We start from the raw sequence: 15,096 nt of genomic DNA on the forward strand, positions 1-15,096 counted from the left end.
CGGCTTGAAAGGCGACGGGTATCGCGCTTTAGCCCATTTCGGCCTGTAGCAACAACACCTGCCGGTTGACCTCGGACATCACGTTGAAGTGGCGCTTGTCACGAACCTTCGGCAACAGGATTTTCCCCTTGTCGAATTCGAACGCCCCCACATCCTTGATGTACAGCCGCCCCCGGAACAGGGTTTTTACATACGTAGCTACTTTCAGTGGGTTATAACGCTGGAAGATTCTCATAGTTGTTACTCTCCTCCCGTTGGATCCATGCGCTCAGCGAGCGGCCAAAGTGGCCACATCGACATTCGGAGCGCAACTTGATTGCTTTCTAGTAGACTGAGTAAAGACCATTTCGTTCGACTCCGCCTGGATTTCTATCCTGGATTTACACTTACTGACAGAATTGTGTATACCTATTTATAACCTTTGCAGTATATCCATTCAAAAACCGCGTGATTGCCCCCAGAAGGAAAAACTGCGATCCGGTTAACAGGACAGACCTCGGATGAGCACCTATGCTTTAATCACCTTGAGTCATATTGAGACTTATTTCCCTCTGCAGGAGAACGCATGAAAAATAGCATGCTGATAATATCGCTGCTGTTGGCCCCGATGTTGGCCTCTGCTCACAACCTTCAACTCCACCAGCGCGTGGCACCGATCGGCGTCAGCGATAAAGGCGAGTTGGACTATGTTGATAATAAGTTTAGCTACAAAGGTTGGAATAGCGCGCAGCTTGGTGGAAAAGTGCGAGTGGTGCAGCATATTGCTGGCCGCACTGCGGCCAAAGAGCTCAACGATCCGCTGATTGAAGCCATCAAGACCGCCAAGCTACCGCACGATCGTTACCAAACGACGACCATCGTCAATACCGACGATGCCATCATCGGTACCGCCATCTTTGTGCGTAACAGTATTGAAGACAGCAAGAAAGAGTTCCCTTGGTCGCAGTTCATTGTCGACAGTAATGGCAACGTCAAAAAAGCTTGGGACCTGCAACCAAAAGGTTCGGCAATTGTGGTGCTCGATAAAGAAGGCAAGATCCAGTTTGCCAAAGATGGCGCACTGACGCCGCAAGAGGTGCAGCAGGTGATGGAGATGCTGCACCAGTTGCTGAAATAGCGCTTAAACGACGTCCCGCACGGCGATGAGCGGGACGCTACCTAAAACAGAGAAACCCTAAAGCCAGGGTTCAGGAAAGACTCACGCGGGGTATATAACAGCGGCTTGCCTTGCCAATCGTGGATCTGAGCCCCGGCTGCTACCGCAACCGCGTGCCCTGCCGCCGTATCCCAGATATTGGTTGGCCCAAACCGTGGGTAAAGCTGCGCCCGCCCTTCCGCCACCAGGCAGAACTTCAGTGATGATCCTACCGAGATGGTTTGGTGTTCGCCCAACTGTTGCAGGTAATCCTGTAATTCCTCATCGCTATGAGAGCGGCTGACCACCACCAACGGTAGCTCGGCATTACTGACGCTAATCTCACGACGTCGGCCCCCTTCTTCCTTCCAGGCCTTGCCGCGTTCGGCCAGATACAGCACGTCCATCGCCGGCGCATAGACCACGCCCATTACCGCCTCACCCTCTTCGATCAACGCGATATTGACCGTGAACTCACCGTTACGGTTTAAAAACTCTTTGGTACCGTCCAGCGGGTCGACCAGCCAGTAACGCGTCCAGTTACGGCGGACTTCCCAGGCGGGAGGGTCTTCCTCTGACAGCAGTGGGATCTCCGGCGTCAGTGCCGCCAGACCTCGTTTGATAATATGGTGCGCGGCCAAATCCGCGGCTGTCACCGGTGAGTCATCTTTTTTCTGTGCCACATCAAGCGGTTGTTCACCATGATATACCGCCATGATCGCCGTACCCGCCTCGCGGGACAGCTGGCAAATCTGCTCCAACATAGTGCACCTCAGACATTCAGTTGCGTGGGAAATTTCCCCTTTCTATAGCTTGCAGCCTAGTTTTTTTTGGGCGGAATATCCATCTCAACTCGCTAAGCTGTGGTAATTATTCAAGTCTTCTCCGTCACAACTTTGCATAACGATAGGTTATATTCGGCCAGTTTATGCCAGACTTCACAGTTTGCTGAGAGAGGTAGTGGTAATTACATACCCCCTTGAGATGCCCCTCTAAGATTAATCGAATGGAGATAACCATGATCAAGCGCCCTTTGGGACTATCTGCCCTGGCCCTGCTGGTCTGCGCCTCAACGCAGGCAGCCACGGTTGACCTGCGCGTGCTGGAAACCAGCGACCTGCACGGCAATATGATGGACTTCGACTATTACAAGGATAAGCCCACCGATAAATTCGGCTTGGTGCGTACCGCCAGCCTGATACAACACGCTCGCCAGCAGGTGACCAACAGCGTACTGGTCGATAACGGTGACATCATCCAGGGTAGCCCAATGGCCGACTATATGGCTGCCAAGGGCTTGAAACCCGGCGACATGCACCCGGTTTACAAGGCGATGAATACCCTGGATTATGTGGTGGGCAATATCGGTAATCACGAGTTCAACTACGGGCTCGACTATCTGAAGAATGCCCTGGCGGGGGCCAAATTCCCCTACGTCAACGCCAACGTTATTGATGCTACCACGCAAAAACCGTTGTTCACTCCCTACATTATTGTCGATACCCCGGTAAAAGACCGTGATGGTAAAGCTCATACTTTACGTATCGGCTATATCGGCTTTGTGCCGCCGCAGATCCTGGTGTGGGACAAAGCCAATCTGCAGGGGAAAGTAACCGTAAACGACATCACCGAAACCGCCAAACGCTACGTACCGGAAATGCGCAAACAAGGGGCCGACCTAGTCGTCGCGATCCCCCACTCTGGCCTTTCCAGCGACCCCTATAAGGCTATGGCTGAAAACTCGGTGTACTACCTCAGCCAGGTTCCAGGCATCGACGCCATCATGTTCGGCCATGCGCACGCGGTGTTCCCCAGCAAGGACTTCGCCAATATCAAAGGCGCGGATATCGATAAAGGCCTGCTGAACGGGGTGCCTGCGGTGATGCCCGGCCAATGGGGAGATCATCTCGGCATCGTGGATCTGCAGTTGAATAACGATGGGGGAAATTGGAAGGTTACCGCAGCGAAGGCGCAGGCCAGACCGGTTTATGACAAAGAGAACAAACGTTCGTTGGCAGTGGAAGATCCCGCGCTGGTCAAGGTGTTAGAGGAAGATCATAACGGAACGCGTGAGTTCGTCAGCAAGCCTATCGGCAAGTCGGACGGCAATATGTACAGCTATCTGGCCCTGATCCAGGACGATCCTACCGTGCAGATCGTCAACAATGCGCAAAGAGCCTACGTTGAGCGCTATATTCAAGGCGATCCGGATCTGGCCGATCTGCCGGTATTGGCCGCTGCTGCACCGTTCAAAGTGGGTGGCCGCAAGAACGATCCCGCCAGCTTTGTCGAGGTGGAAAAAGGCCAGCTCACCTTCCGCAATGCCGCCGATCTCTATCTCTATCCCAATACTTTGGTGGTGGTCAAAGCCAGCGGTAAGGAAGTAAAAGAGTGGCTGGAATGCTCCGCCGGGCAATTCAACCAAATTGACGTTAACAGCAGCAAACCGCAGGGGCTGATCAATTGGGACGGTTTCCGCACCTATAATTTCGACGTGATCGACGGCGTCAATTATCAGATCGACATCAGCCAACCGGCACGTTACGACGGAGAGTGTACGCTGATCAATGACCAGGCGGAGCGTATCAAGCAGTTGACCTTCAAGGGCAAGCCGATCGATCCTGACGCCCAGTTCCTGGTGGCGACCAACAACTACCGCGCCTACGGCGGCAAGTTTGCCGGAACGGGCGATAAGCATATTGCCTTTGCTTCACCGGATGAGAACCGCGCGGTATTGGCGGCCTACATCAGCGAAGAAACCCAGAAGCACGGCGCGGTACATCCACAGGCGGACAATAACTGGCGTTTGGCCAGCTTCCACAGCGCGCAGCCGTTGGATATCCGCTTTGAGACCTCCCCTAGCGAGAAGGCTGCCGCGTTTATTAAAGATAACGCGCAGTATCCGATGAAGTCTGTAGGTAACGACAGCATCGGCTTTGAGCTGTATAAGATCGACCTACAAGCAAAATAATTGTGCGTTAGGCCGCGTTAAGGCGCGCCTTTTCGCCTCTACCCCTTTTTAACCATGGTGCGCCCTTTAAATTGCATTTAAAATGCATGTTATAGTTTTCTTCCTTTAAAGGGGCATCATCATGGATTACCGTAACCAATCCCTAGGCGCACTCGCCATCGCAATCCCACGTGCCAGCAAGCTGTTCCGCGACTACGATCTGGACTTCTGCTGCGGGGGTAAACAAACCCTGGAGCGTGCTGCCAGCCGCAAAGAACTGGATCTGGATAAGTTGGAAAGTGAGCTGGCCGCGCTGGCGGCAGACCCCGTGGATACCCGCGATTGGCGCCTGGCTCCGCTGGCTGAGATCATCGATTACATCCTGCCACGCTTCCACCAACGCCATCGTGAACAGCTGTCAGAACTGGTATTGATGGCGGAAAAGGTTGAACGCGTCCACGGCGATAAGCCCACCTGCCCACGCGGGCTGGCCAAGCAGCTAAACCTGATCCGGCTCGATCTGGAAAATCACATGATGAAGGAAGAACAGATCCTGTTTCCGCTGATTAAACAGGGCATGGGGCAACAGGCGGCAGGGCCGATTTCGGTGATGGAGCATGAACATGATGAGGCTGGCGAACAGTTGGAAGTGGTGAAATTCCTCACCAACAACGTCACGCCACCGGAAGGGGCCTGCAATACCTGGCAGGCGCTGTATAACGGTATCAATACGTTTATCAGCGATCTGATGGAGCATATCCATCTGGAGAATAACCTGCTGTTCCCACGCGCACTGAGCGGCAAATAGCCCCCTCACCCTAACCCTCTCCCAAAGGGAGAGGGAACATAACGCGGATTACAGAATTTCGAGCAACTCAACGTCAAACACCAGCGCGCTGAATGGCGGGATGGATGCGCCTGCACCACGCTCGCCATAGGCCAGGTTGTGTGGGATATACAGCTGCCACTTGGAGCCAACCGGCATCAGCGTCAGAGCTTCTATCCAGCCAGGGATCACACCGCTGACCGGGAACTCGGCAGGTTGACCACGTTCAACGGAGCTATCGAACACATCACCGTTGATCAGGCGGCCGGTGTAATGCACACGCACGCGATCCTGACGAGATGGGATTGGACCATTGCCCTGCTCCAGCACGGAGAACTGCAGGCCAGACTCGGTCAGCGTCACTTCATCACGCTTGGCGTTATCTTCCAGGAACTTCTGGCCTTCAACGGCCATCGCCTGCTGGCGCTCAAGGCGTACAGCATCCGCACGTTCGTGGATTTCGCGCAGCGCACGATGAACCACATCTACCGGAACCGCCGGGGCATTCCCTTCCAGCGCGTCACGCAGGCCAGCCAGCAGAGCTTCTGGTTGTAAACCTTGCAGGCCGGACTCTTGCAGTTGCTGACCGACCTGTAAACCAATCCCGTAACTTGCTTGCGCTTCAACGCTATCAAAAGAAGGGGTTGTCATGGGGTTTTCCTTTAGTCTGTAAAAAGTCGAAAGCGCAGCATAACAGCGCGGCAAAGCCGGGTAAAATCTTGTGTGGAGAATGATGACTTTTGTCGTAGAAAAAGAAACAATAACCTGCTGTTAACGTTTGGTGTCATTATTCTCTCGGCTACCAATCGTTTCAAACAGTTAGCGATTAGACCCAGTACGGTTCAAGGCCGGCACCGAAGTGGCGCAGTACGGAGACTATTCGGCCCTCAAGGTGCACAAGTGCACTGCGGCTTGAAACCATAGGGTATACTGGGGTCAGCGATACACTTTTTGTAAAGTGACAAATTTACGCAGTTGAAGAGAGGTCACCATGGGCAGAATCGCGCCCAGGAGAAGGAAAACCACCCGTGTCTACCAGCCATTGCTGCGCACCTGGCTGAACCTGAGCCAACGCCTGAAGCCTGGCCCGGCACCGGAAACGCCAGCAACCACCGATGAGCCGGACTCACCACCGCCACAACAGAGCGGTAAGGGGCAAAGGCTCAAAGCATTGCTGCTGAAAATATGGCACCTGCCGGACAGCCTCCACTGGATGGAACCGCTGCCCTATTTTCACCGCCGTTGGGTGATTATTTTTGGTGCTATCCTGCTGCTGTCGCTGCTTTGGCCGTATTCCGACGATAACGCGCGCCCGTTCCCGGTCACCAGCCAGGAAAACCAGATCCCTTTGCAGGCTCAATTGCAAAACGATAGCCAGCAAACGGCAGGCGAAAGCGATAGCTGGCAGCGTTATCAGATCCAGGCTGGCCAAACTCTGGCGCAGCTGTTCCGTGACAACAACCTGCCGGTGAACGAGGTGTTTGCCATGGCGCGGGTTGAGGGGAACGATAAGCCGCTCAGCAATCTGAAGGCCGGGCAGGAAGTGCGTATCGAACGTAATGCTAACGGCGTGATCACCGCGCTCTCAGTCACCACCGTGGATAACAGTGAAGCCCTGTTCCGCCGCCAGAGCGATGGCAGCTACCTGCGCGTTCGCTAATCTTTGAGCTGATCCAGCAGAAAATCACGCAGTACAACCCCCTGGTTGTGCTGTGTGTCCTTGCTGCCATACAGCAGCGTCAACGGCTCACCTTGCTTTAACAACGCCACCAGCGGCTGCCAGGCCTCATTGGCGACCAGTTGTTGGCGATAAAGCGCAACAAACTCATCCCACTGGTCGGTATGCTGATGAAACCACTGGCGTAACGCCGTATCCGGTGCCACCTGCTTAAGCCAGATGACGCCCTGCAATCTCTCCTTACTCACACCGCGCGGCCATAGCCGGTCAGTCAGATAGCAGTGCTCCGGTGCCGGGCCACTGAAATCGTAGACTCGCTGTAAGATAATTTCTGCCATTTTCGCCTCTCCTTGCCAACAGATGGCCTCAGAGTAGCGCGTTTTACCCGGCGCTGAAAAGCAAAACGCCAGCACTAGGCTGGCGTTTTAACTTGGTGTACTAAAGCCGATTAAGCTTCAGCAACCACAACTACATTCAGCTGTGCGAACACGTCGCTGTGTACCTGGAAGTGCACTTCGTGCTCACCAGTGGTACGCAGAACGCCGTTCGGCAGACGAACTTCGCTCTTGGCAACTTCAACGCCTGCCGCAGTCACTGCGTCAGCGATGTCGCGGGTGCCGATAGAGCCGAACAGTTTACCTTCGTCGCCTGATTTAGACGCGATGGTGACTGAACCCAGTTCGTTGATCTTGGTTGCGCGAGCTTCAGCAGCAGCCAGAACGTCAGCCAGTTTGGCTTCCAGTTCAGCACGGCGTGCTTCGAAGAACTCTACGTTTTTCTTGGTAGCAGGAACAGCTTTGCCCTGTGGTACCAGGAAGTTACGGGCATAACCCGCTTTAACGTTAACCTGATCACCCAGGCTGCCCAGGTTTGCTACTTTATCAAGCAGAATAACTTGCATTACCTTATCCTCTCAAAGTCGTTAATGGACAGTGGCCGATTACTGATGACGATCAGTGTACGGCAACAAAGACAGGTAGCGCGCGCGCTTGATAGCACGGGCCAGCTGGCGCTGATATTTTGCACGAGTACCGGTGATACGGCTCGGGACAATTTTACCACTTTCAGTGATGTAGTTTTTCAGCGTAGCGATGTCTTTATAGTCAATCTCTTGAACGCCTTCCGCGGTGAAACGGCAGAACTTGCGACGACGGAAATAACGTGCCATTTGGCTAGTCTCCAGAATCTATCAATTCAATCTGCTCGGCATGCAGGACCAATTTGTTCAGCCCGTTGCGCCCTTGATGGCAGCTAACGAAGCCTTGAACGGTAACCTGACTGCCGACCGTTAATCTTTGAGTTAAAGCTTGTGACTGTTGTCCGCTGACAACCACGGGCATTCGGCACCATGCTTGCCTGCTGAATCCGGCTTCCATCTGCGACGATCGGTGCTCAAGCACAAACTGGCAGTGGGGTATCCCGGAAGGACTCACCTTTCGCACCGGCGTCTTGCACACTGTGCCAGACAACACCAGACGATTAGCCGTCACGACAGCAATTACTCTTCAGAATCCCCAGCATCTGCATCATCTGCGGTTTCGTTAGCGAAGTCTTCGCGGCGATCGCCACGACGTTCGTCTTTCGCTTTAACCATCGGAGATGCTTCAGTTACCGCGTGCTTAACGCGCATAACCATGCTACGGATAACGGCGTCGTTGAAGCGGAAGTTAGTTTCCAGCTCATCGATCGCTTCCTGCGGAGCTTCAACGTTCAGCAGAACGTAGTGGGCTTTGTGCAGTTTATTGATCGGGTAAGCCAGTTGACGGCGGCCCCAGTCTTCCAGACGGTGAATCTGACCTTGCGCGTTAGTGATGGTAGCACTGTAACGCTCGATCATGCCCGGAACCTGTTCGCTTTGGTCAGGATGGACCATAAAAACGATTTCGTAATGACGCATCGAATTGCTCCTTACGGATTATTCAGCCTCCTGTCAGGGTCAACCGCGGCCCATGGAAGCAAGGAACGTGTGTATGTGTGCGGCTGAAAAATGACGCGTAATCATACCGGCGCAAGGGGGGGAACTCAAGGACTGAGTAGGATTTATTGAGGTTTATGCGTAAGGCCACGAGAAATAGCACGATTTGCTGGCAGAAAAAGCGATGTATGCCGATCCATAGGTTTTAAAAATCCTTCAACAAAATCATCAGCCCACTGGAAATCATTATCATTTTTTTTGAATAAGGCCATCAAAATCTCCCCCTTTTTAATCCTGACTATCGGACTAAAGTTAAATTATCCGCCGCAGAAAGCGCAGCGATAAAGGGTTGCAGTTATTCAATACTGATAAATAACTTTTTGCTTAATGGGCAGTATATCGGAGGCGGACACAGCGACACGCCGCTGTAGCAAAGAGTTAAGAGAGGTGCCTATGAAACGTATCACCATCGCTACCGCTATCGCGTTGCTGTTTTCCGCCAACGCCATGGCCGCCACTGAAATCACCGCACACCAGGCCGCGGAACGCCAAAGCATTGGCTTCGTCAGCCTGACTCAGGAAGTGGTTTCACCCGACGATGCGACGTCACAAATCAACAAGATTGCCGATCAACGCGGTGCCACAGCTTACCGGATTGTTGCGCTACATGAGCCAGGCAGTACCGCGTCTATCCACGTCAGCGCAGAGCTTTATCGCTAACCGAAAATGCGGCGCCAGGGAGCCCAGCCGCACCAAGAGGCGGTCAATCAGTAACAGCCATGCCTTGCCCCCTCCCTCGGGGGCTTTTTACAGTGAATCCCTGAAGAAAGCGGCGGTAGCGTTCAACGCGCCAGGAGTAATGCGATGGCGTACTTCCGCTTCAGTGAGGTAGGTCAACCTCCGATCCAGGCCGCGCTGGCGTAACTCACCGGCCAAGCGCTCACTCTGATCCGCTGGCACCACATCATCGGTTTCACCATGCCATAACAGCAGTGGCCGCCCGGCAAAACTCTCCCAATGCTGTTCAACCTCATAAGAGGCCAAGGGCGCAAGGCGTGCCTTGAGCGCGGACTGCTCCAGCGGCTGGCCCTGCGCATCCAATGGCGGATACAGCGTCTGCGCCAGCGAGGTAAAGTAGCCCGACCCCATCAGGCTGGCGGCCGCTTTCACCCAAGGGTAACGGATAAAGGCCCCCAAAGTGGTCATGCCCCCCATAGAAGCGCCCGCCACGCCAATGCGATCCCCGGCAATTAGCCCACGCTGCTCAAAGTGCGTTTTGAGTGCGGGTAACTCATCGACGTTACTTTTGAGGATTTCCCAGAAATGCGCCAGCCGCCGTGCTTCATCACCATCAAACCGCTCTCCGTGCATCGCACAGTCGGGCAGCACCACACGGAAACCGACCTTGGCCAGCGCATAGGCAAAATAGGCGTACACCTCTTTCGATGAGGTAAAGCCGTGATAGAAAAAGATCGTGGGTAACGGCTGTTCATAGCGCCCGGCCGGTACCGCATGGATCACCGCAACGTCATCCACCCGCTCATCATGGATCTCGATCATGTATTCCCCCTGTGGCTAATCTTCACTATGATGGCAAAAATCGGACCGAAACCTTAGTCCAACCTATTCTACTCTATGCGAAAGAGTAATGAGGCCAGCATGGATCTTTCCCGTACGTTGATCACCCTATTGCTGTTTGGCTTGCTGTCTGGATGCAGCGTATTTAAAACCACGCCCAAGCCCCCGCCGCCGCCTACCACTCAGGCACAGGAGATCTCCCGCGCCCAAACCACCGAGCTGGAGAAAATGGGAACGATCAGCGCGCTGGTGCATGGCAGCCCGATGAACGTGGAAGCCGAGATCCAGCGCAAAGCTAACGCCAGCGGGGCACGCTATTACATGATCATCATGAACAGCGAAACCATCGTGCCGGGCCAGTGGTATTCACAGGCGATACTTTATCGGTAGCGCTGGCTCTGAGAGATAAGTAAAAACGGGTGCCTGAATAGGCACCCCTAGAAGAGATTTTCGCGATTACTCTTTGATTACCGGCCCTGTTACATCACCGTTATTGGTGTATCTGCCCGTCGGGTTCAGTTTCACACCTTCCAGGCCGCCGATCACCGCGCCACGCCGGTTAGTAAGATTCTGGCTGTTGATCGTGGTGACCTTGTCGGACCATAATTGACCGCTGTTGGTCAATGCCCCGTTGACGCGAATACCCAGCCCCTCTTTACCGTGGACCAAGCCGCTGTTGGTAAAGGCTGAAGTTACTTCTACGCTACTGCTCCCTGTAGAAGAAATCGTGCTATTGCCGTTATCCAGGCGGTTAGCCAACAGCGACAGAGAAGCCACACTTGAAAGGGTGCCGCGGTTGTTATCCACGTTGCCAGCATACTGCATGTTCAAGTTGCCGCCGCTGGCAGCAATCAGACCCCGGCTGTTGTACACCCGGTTACCGGCCATGCTCAGATCGCCCATGCTGATAATGCCCCCCTGGGTATCTTCCGGCATATCGATATGCACGCCCATCACCCGACCAAAATTCTCACCATTACGGTTATAGAGAGTCACCGCCTTTATTTCTGCCGTCTTATCGGCATAAATCAGACCCTCGTCATTGCGCAATGTGTCGGTATGCACATGAACTTCCTGCCCCGCCAACAAGCCCGCATTGTTGTTGACCGTGCTGGCGTAGAGCTCCGTGCTACCCAGCGCGCTACGGATCACGCCATAGTTGTTATTAAGGGCATTGTTGACGCGAACGTCATTGCCCTTGTCCAGGGTTAACCCACCCGTGCGGTTATCCAGGCTATTTGCTCGCAGCACCAGCTTACCCTCACCGCTAACACTACCATCCCGGTTGTCCATGGCGTTGATATTGGCGAGCTGGATATCCCCCATTGCAGAGATCTGCCCACTCTCGTTAAGCAGGTTACTGCCATTGGTGTTTACGTTCAGCATCTTGGTCGCTTGCAGACTACCGGTTCTATTGGTCAGTAGCCCACTGTTGATATCCAACACCCCAGCCGACTCAATCAAGCCGTTGGTGTTATTGAGCGCAGCTTTGTTTGTCGTCAGCTTAAAATCGTCACCCGCGCTCATTTTGCCGTTAGCGCTATTGTTCAAAGTACTGCTGGTAGACAGATTGACATGATGTTGAGCCGCTATTTCGCCGCCACGGTTATCAAGCGTGCCGCCAACGGTCATCGACAGATCGGACAACGAAGAGCCAAAGGCAAAAATCTGCCCATTACGGTTATCCAGCGCACCGCTGATGATAGTGGAGTGACCACTGGTAGCGATCAGGCCATTGTTATTGTTCAACTGACCCGTTTTCAGGGTCATACCCAAGGTGCTGTAAATGCCGGTATCGTTATTGCGGCCAGTATTGGTCAGCAACTGCCCATGCGTATCGATAGTGACCTGTGAACTGGATTGCACCCTACCGTTGGTATTGTTCAATTGCCCACTATTGATGCTCACAGAGCCGATAGCGGCTATGTTGCCGTTGGTATTGGTAAGGCGGTTTTTATGAGTATCGATAGTGATACCGCCGTTCCCTCCGGTGATTTTCCCCCTGGTATTATTAATAGTGCCTGCGGTGTTCAGTTTGTTGGCGTGTGCGGCGGATAGGGTCCCTGAACGGTTATCCAGCACACCATTAACGTCCATCACCAGGTCTGAGGTGGAAGCCGCGATGGTACCGGCATTACGAACGCCCACTCCGCTTTCTGTCCCCACCAGGGTGATCTTGCCGGCATACATCCCCCCCAAAGCAGCAACGTCAATCCCGACACCAGGTCTGCCCAACGCCGAGGCCAGCGCAGTCGCCTGGGTATTGTCCGCATTGACGTTATTACGGCCAGTGGTCACTTTCAAATCCTTGGCCCAGACACCGGCATTAATCGCCACCGAGCGGGCAATCAGATCGGTATAATTACTGTCGCCGCTGTTCAGGCCATTGCCATTAATAACAATGCTGCCCTTCTCCGTTTTATATCCCTGTATGGCACCATCGACAATCTGGGCACTACCGGTGGTCAGCGTTGCTCTGCCAGCATTAATAAACCCGCATCCGCTACAGGTAATACCTGCCGGGTTGGCAATAATGACCTGAGCCTGCTGGCCTGCAACCTCCACCATGCCATTTAACACGCTGGCCCGATTAGAGTTGACCTCATTAAGGATCACCGAGGCTGCCCCACCGCTTAAATTCGCATTACCCACAAGACTCCCCGCCAGTTGGCTATTCGCCCCGTCGACGCTGTTATTCAGTACAACGCCGTTTTTATCAAAATTGAACTGGTTGAAGATATTATGTGCCCCCCCCCTTTACCCGCAGCGTTGATATTCACCATGGTCGAACCATTCGCACCGGCATTAACCGCAGGGCTAGAGGCCTGCCCGGCATCGGCAACGATTGCCGCATTAGCCACGGAAACGCAGCCAAAAGCCAGCAGCCCGGCAAAGTAGAGTGGCGAAAGGGTCATCCGCAAAGATGAATTGCTCTTTTCTTTACGTGCCGATAAATCGGTTGTGGATGAATGATAACTATATGTCATGCTGTTAATTCCTTTTAAACAATAGGAAAGCCAGTGGATTGACCTGAACAAGCCGCCATAAAAAAAGACTTTCCCAAATAAATAATTAGCGCAGATTGGCACTCACGAGCCGTGCTTAATCTCCATTACATTAAAAATGTAACATACAACCCGTTACCCACTCAGCCAATTAGTTAAGCATAACCCAAAAAAGGGTATATCCCATGCATTAACGAGAATCGTCCTTAAAATTACAGCAGAATACATCTTGGGCGCTTACACGAAATTAATATCACGCGGGATATTTCTATAATTGATCATTCGAGCTGAAATCAGGCAGGAAATTATACATCCAATGCCATCAGCCTATTATCTGATGGCATTTCCCTCTAGACTATAAGCCCCGAGTTCCTGTTTATCCCCCCATAGCCCGCTGGAGCAGCGTATCGCACACCTCCGCGGGCAGCACTCTATCTCCACGATAATCCAGCGTTAAGTGGCACCAGGCTTCCCCAATGGGCGGGCTGGCATGCTGCAGCAGTTGGGCGGCACAGCACAGATCGAATAACTGCTGGGTTAACAAGCGCCCCATTTCTTCACGCGGCTGGCGCATACGCTGTTGCCATTGCCGCCAGGCGCGATCGAACAACCGGTTCTGCCCGCGTACCGGTAGCAACTCCTGTTGCAGCAACTCCAACGCACCAGGCAACTTATGCAGGCTGCGCATCACATCCAGGCACATGATGTTGCCCGACCCTTCCCAAATGCTGTTTACCGGTGCTTCTCGATACAGACGCGGCAGCTCGCTGTCTTCGCAATAGCCGATCCCTCCCAGTACTTCCATGGCCTCCCCGATAAATGCCGCGCCTTGATGACAGATACTGTATTTTGCCGCCGGGGTCAGTAAGCGGCTGTAGACCACTTCGCCTTCATCCCCCCGGCTTTCCCAGGCTCGCGCCAAACGGAGCAGCAAAGCGGTATGCCCCTCAAGCCGTAATGCCATACGGGCCAACACCTGCCGCATCAACGGCTGTTCAATAAGACATTTACCAAACGCCTGCCGTTGCAGAGCATGGTACAGCGCCACCGAAAGGCCGCGGCGCATCAGCCCATGGCTACCCAAAGCGCAATCGAAACGGGTCATCCCCCCCATCTTGAGGATTTGCCTGACGCCATCCCCTTCATCGCCCAATAACCAGGCCGTTGCGTCCTGAAACTCGGCTTCGCTACTGGCATTGGAACGGTTGCCCAACTTGTCTTTAAGCCGCTCCAAACGGATGGCGTTACGGGTGCCGTCTGGCAGGAGCCGGGGTAGGAAGAAACAGGAAAGCCCTCCCTCCGCCTGTGCCAATATCAAATGGGCATCGCTTTGCGGCACAGAAAAGAACCATTTATGGCCCACCAGGCGATAAGCCTCTCCATTGCCACGACTAGCGAGCGGTACGGCGGTGGTGGTATTACTCAGCACGTCCGAGCCGCCCTGCTTTTCCGTCATCCCCATACCGATCAACAGCCCACGCTTTTGCGCACCGGGCAGCAGATGAGGATCATAACGATCGGAAAGTAACGGGGATAACCAGGATTGATACTCTTTTGGCAGGGAACGCTGTAGCAGTGGGATAGCACCAAAGGTCATGGTGATTGGGCAGAGCGTGCCGGCCTCCACCTGAGCATGCAACACAAAGCGGGCGGCACGGGCCACCAAGGAGCCAATACGGGCATCTTCCTGCCACGGCAGGTTATGCACCCGGTTAGCGACCAGCCCCTGCATCAGGATGTGCCAGGCTGGATGAAAGCGCACGTCGTCCAGGCGTTGCCCGGTGGCGTCATAGCGCAGCAACTCCGGTGGGTTGGTATTGGCCAGCCGCCCCAACTCCAGTGACTCCTGTGTGCCTAACTGTTGCCCAAGCGAGGCCAGAACATCGCTATCCCAACCCGCCAACTCGCGCTGCAACGCTTCACGCAGCGGCGTATCGGACAGGAAAAGGTTGCTGTTCCCCAAGGGCTTGGGTTGGTTAAAGACGGTATGCGTAGTCCAGACCATGAGC

General features: G+C 53.9%; 19 protein-coding genes. 6 read left to right on the forward strand and 13 right to left on the reverse strand.

All coding sequences use genetic code 11. The features are described 5' to 3' along the window. Positions 1–28: 28 nt before the first annotated feature. Positions 29–235, reverse strand: coding sequence for a DUF1107 domain-containing protein (locus AC6HVW_RS23990; protein WP_021179022.1), 207 nt, complete (start codon positions 233–235; stop codon positions 29–31). 330 nt (positions 236–565) lie between these two features. Here AC6HVW_RS23990 and AC6HVW_RS23995 point away from each other — a divergent pair, with 330 nt between their 5' ends. Beyond that, positions 566–1,117, forward strand: a complete 552-nt coding sequence (locus AC6HVW_RS23995) for a YtfJ family protein (RefSeq protein WP_071682910.1) — start codon at positions 566–568, stop codon at positions 1,115–1,117. A 41-nt stretch (positions 1,118–1,158) separates the two neighbouring features. On the opposite strand, the gene cysQ is transcribed toward AC6HVW_RS23995, so the two are convergent. Next, complete coding sequence (gene cysQ / locus AC6HVW_RS24000) at positions 1,159–1,899, reverse strand: 3'(2'),5'-bisphosphate nucleotidase CysQ (RefSeq protein ID WP_024483350.1); 741 nt, start codon at positions 1,897–1,899, stop codon at positions 1,159–1,161. A gap of 254 nt (positions 1,900–2,153) precedes the next feature. On the opposite strand from cysQ, the gene AC6HVW_RS24005 reads away from it, so the two are divergent. After that, positions 2,154–4,106 (forward strand): bifunctional 2',3'-cyclic-nucleotide 2'-phosphodiesterase/3'-nucleotidase, encoded by a 1,953-nt coding sequence (locus AC6HVW_RS24005; protein WP_071682911.1) that lies wholly within the window; start codon positions 2,154–2,156, stop codon positions 4,104–4,106. Between the two features lie 121 nt (positions 4,107–4,227). Then, positions 4,228–4,893 (forward strand): iron-sulfur cluster repair protein YtfE, encoded by a 666-nt coding sequence (gene ytfE / locus AC6HVW_RS24010; RefSeq protein ID WP_021807542.1) that lies wholly within the window; start codon positions 4,228–4,230, stop codon positions 4,891–4,893. Positions 4,894–4,941: 48 nt separating this feature from the next. Here the strand turns inward: ytfE and bamJ are convergent, their stop codons facing one another. Then, positions 4,942–5,562 carry a BamJ family beta-barrel-assembly machinery protein gene (gene bamJ, locus AC6HVW_RS24015; RefSeq protein WP_021179017.1) on the reverse strand — a complete coding sequence of 207 codons (621 nt, stop codon included), beginning with the start codon at positions 5,560–5,562 and terminating at the stop codon, positions 4,942–4,944. Positions 5,563–5,902: 340 nt separating this feature from the next. Here bamJ and AC6HVW_RS24020 point away from each other — a divergent pair, with 340 nt between their 5' ends. Beyond that, positions 5,903–6,571, forward strand: a complete 669-nt coding sequence (locus AC6HVW_RS24020; protein WP_071682912.1) for an OapA family protein — start codon at positions 5,903–5,905, stop codon at positions 6,569–6,571. Here AC6HVW_RS24020 and AC6HVW_RS24025 read toward each other — a convergent pair. From AC6HVW_RS24025 to AC6HVW_RS24050, 6 genes are all read right to left on the reverse strand, one after another. Then, positions 6,568–6,927 (reverse strand): DUF488 domain-containing protein, encoded by a 360-nt coding sequence (locus tag AC6HVW_RS24025; RefSeq protein WP_021807544.1) that lies wholly within the window; start codon positions 6,925–6,927, stop codon positions 6,568–6,570. The genes AC6HVW_RS24020 and AC6HVW_RS24025 overlap by 4 nt on opposite strands. Before the next feature lie 110 nt (positions 6,928–7,037). Beyond that, positions 7,038–7,490, reverse strand: coding sequence for a 50S ribosomal protein L9 (gene rplI, locus AC6HVW_RS24030; RefSeq protein WP_004933629.1), 453 nt, complete (start codon positions 7,488–7,490; stop codon positions 7,038–7,040). A gap of 39 nt (positions 7,491–7,529) precedes the next feature. Beyond that, positions 7,530–7,757 carry a 30S ribosomal protein S18 gene (gene rpsR / locus AC6HVW_RS24035; protein ID WP_000135199.1) on the reverse strand — a complete coding sequence of 76 codons (228 nt, stop codon included), beginning with the start codon at positions 7,755–7,757 and terminating at the stop codon, positions 7,530–7,532. A 4-nt stretch (positions 7,758–7,761) separates the two neighbouring features. Next, positions 7,762–8,079 (reverse strand): primosomal replication protein N, encoded by a 318-nt coding sequence (priB, locus tag AC6HVW_RS24040; RefSeq protein ID WP_065684090.1) that lies wholly within the window; start codon positions 8,077–8,079, stop codon positions 7,762–7,764. A gap of 8 nt (positions 8,080–8,087) precedes the next feature. Beyond that, complete coding sequence (gene rpsF, locus AC6HVW_RS24045; protein WP_004933634.1) at positions 8,088–8,486, reverse strand: 30S ribosomal protein S6; 399 nt, start codon at positions 8,484–8,486, stop codon at positions 8,088–8,090. A 143-nt stretch (positions 8,487–8,629) separates the two neighbouring features. Next, on the reverse strand, positions 8,630–8,776 hold the full coding sequence (locus AC6HVW_RS24050; RefSeq protein WP_161629501.1) for a hypothetical protein: 147 nt from the start codon (positions 8,774–8,776) through the stop codon (positions 8,630–8,632). A 181-nt stretch (positions 8,777–8,957) separates the two neighbouring features. On the opposite strand from AC6HVW_RS24050, the gene AC6HVW_RS24055 reads away from it, so the two are divergent. Beyond that, entirely contained in the window at positions 8,958–9,224 is a 267-nt protein-coding gene (locus AC6HVW_RS24055) for a YdgH/BhsA/McbA family protein (protein ID WP_071682913.1), read from the forward strand. 87 nt (positions 9,225–9,311) lie between these two features. On the opposite strand, the gene yjfP is transcribed toward AC6HVW_RS24055, so the two are convergent. Beyond that, positions 9,312–10,064, reverse strand: coding sequence for an esterase (gene yjfP, locus AC6HVW_RS24060; RefSeq protein WP_071682914.1), 753 nt, complete (start codon positions 10,062–10,064; stop codon positions 9,312–9,314). A gap of 99 nt (positions 10,065–10,163) precedes the next feature. Between yjfP and bsmA the strand changes: the two genes are divergently transcribed. Then, the gene (gene bsmA, locus AC6HVW_RS24065) at positions 10,164–10,472 is read left to right on the forward strand and encodes a biofilm peroxide resistance protein BsmA (RefSeq protein WP_071682915.1); all 309 of its coding nucleotides are present in this window, start codon (positions 10,164–10,166) and stop codon (positions 10,470–10,472) included. Positions 10,473–10,538: 66 nt separating this feature from the next. Here the strand turns inward: bsmA and AC6HVW_RS24070 are convergent, their stop codons facing one another. The 3 genes from AC6HVW_RS24070 to AC6HVW_RS24080 form a co-directional block, all read right to left on the reverse strand. Next, positions 10,539–12,821: a two-partner secretion domain-containing protein gene (locus tag AC6HVW_RS24070; RefSeq protein WP_368664545.1), complete on the reverse strand. Its 2,283-nt coding sequence runs from the start codon at positions 12,819–12,821 to the stop codon at positions 10,539–10,541. Next, positions 12,779–13,069: a hypothetical protein gene (locus AC6HVW_RS24075; protein WP_071682917.1), complete on the reverse strand. Its 291-nt coding sequence runs from the start codon at positions 13,067–13,069 to the stop codon at positions 12,779–12,781. The genes AC6HVW_RS24070 and AC6HVW_RS24075 overlap by 43 nt, the downstream gene beginning before the upstream one ends. A gap of 394 nt (positions 13,070–13,463) precedes the next feature. After that, complete coding sequence (locus AC6HVW_RS24080) at positions 13,464–15,092, reverse strand: isovaleryl-CoA dehydrogenase (protein WP_071682918.1); 1,629 nt, start codon at positions 15,090–15,092, stop codon at positions 13,464–13,466. Between the last annotated feature and the right edge of the window lie 4 nt (positions 15,093–15,096).

The organism is Serratia sp. NCCP-200 (assembly GCF_059697885.1).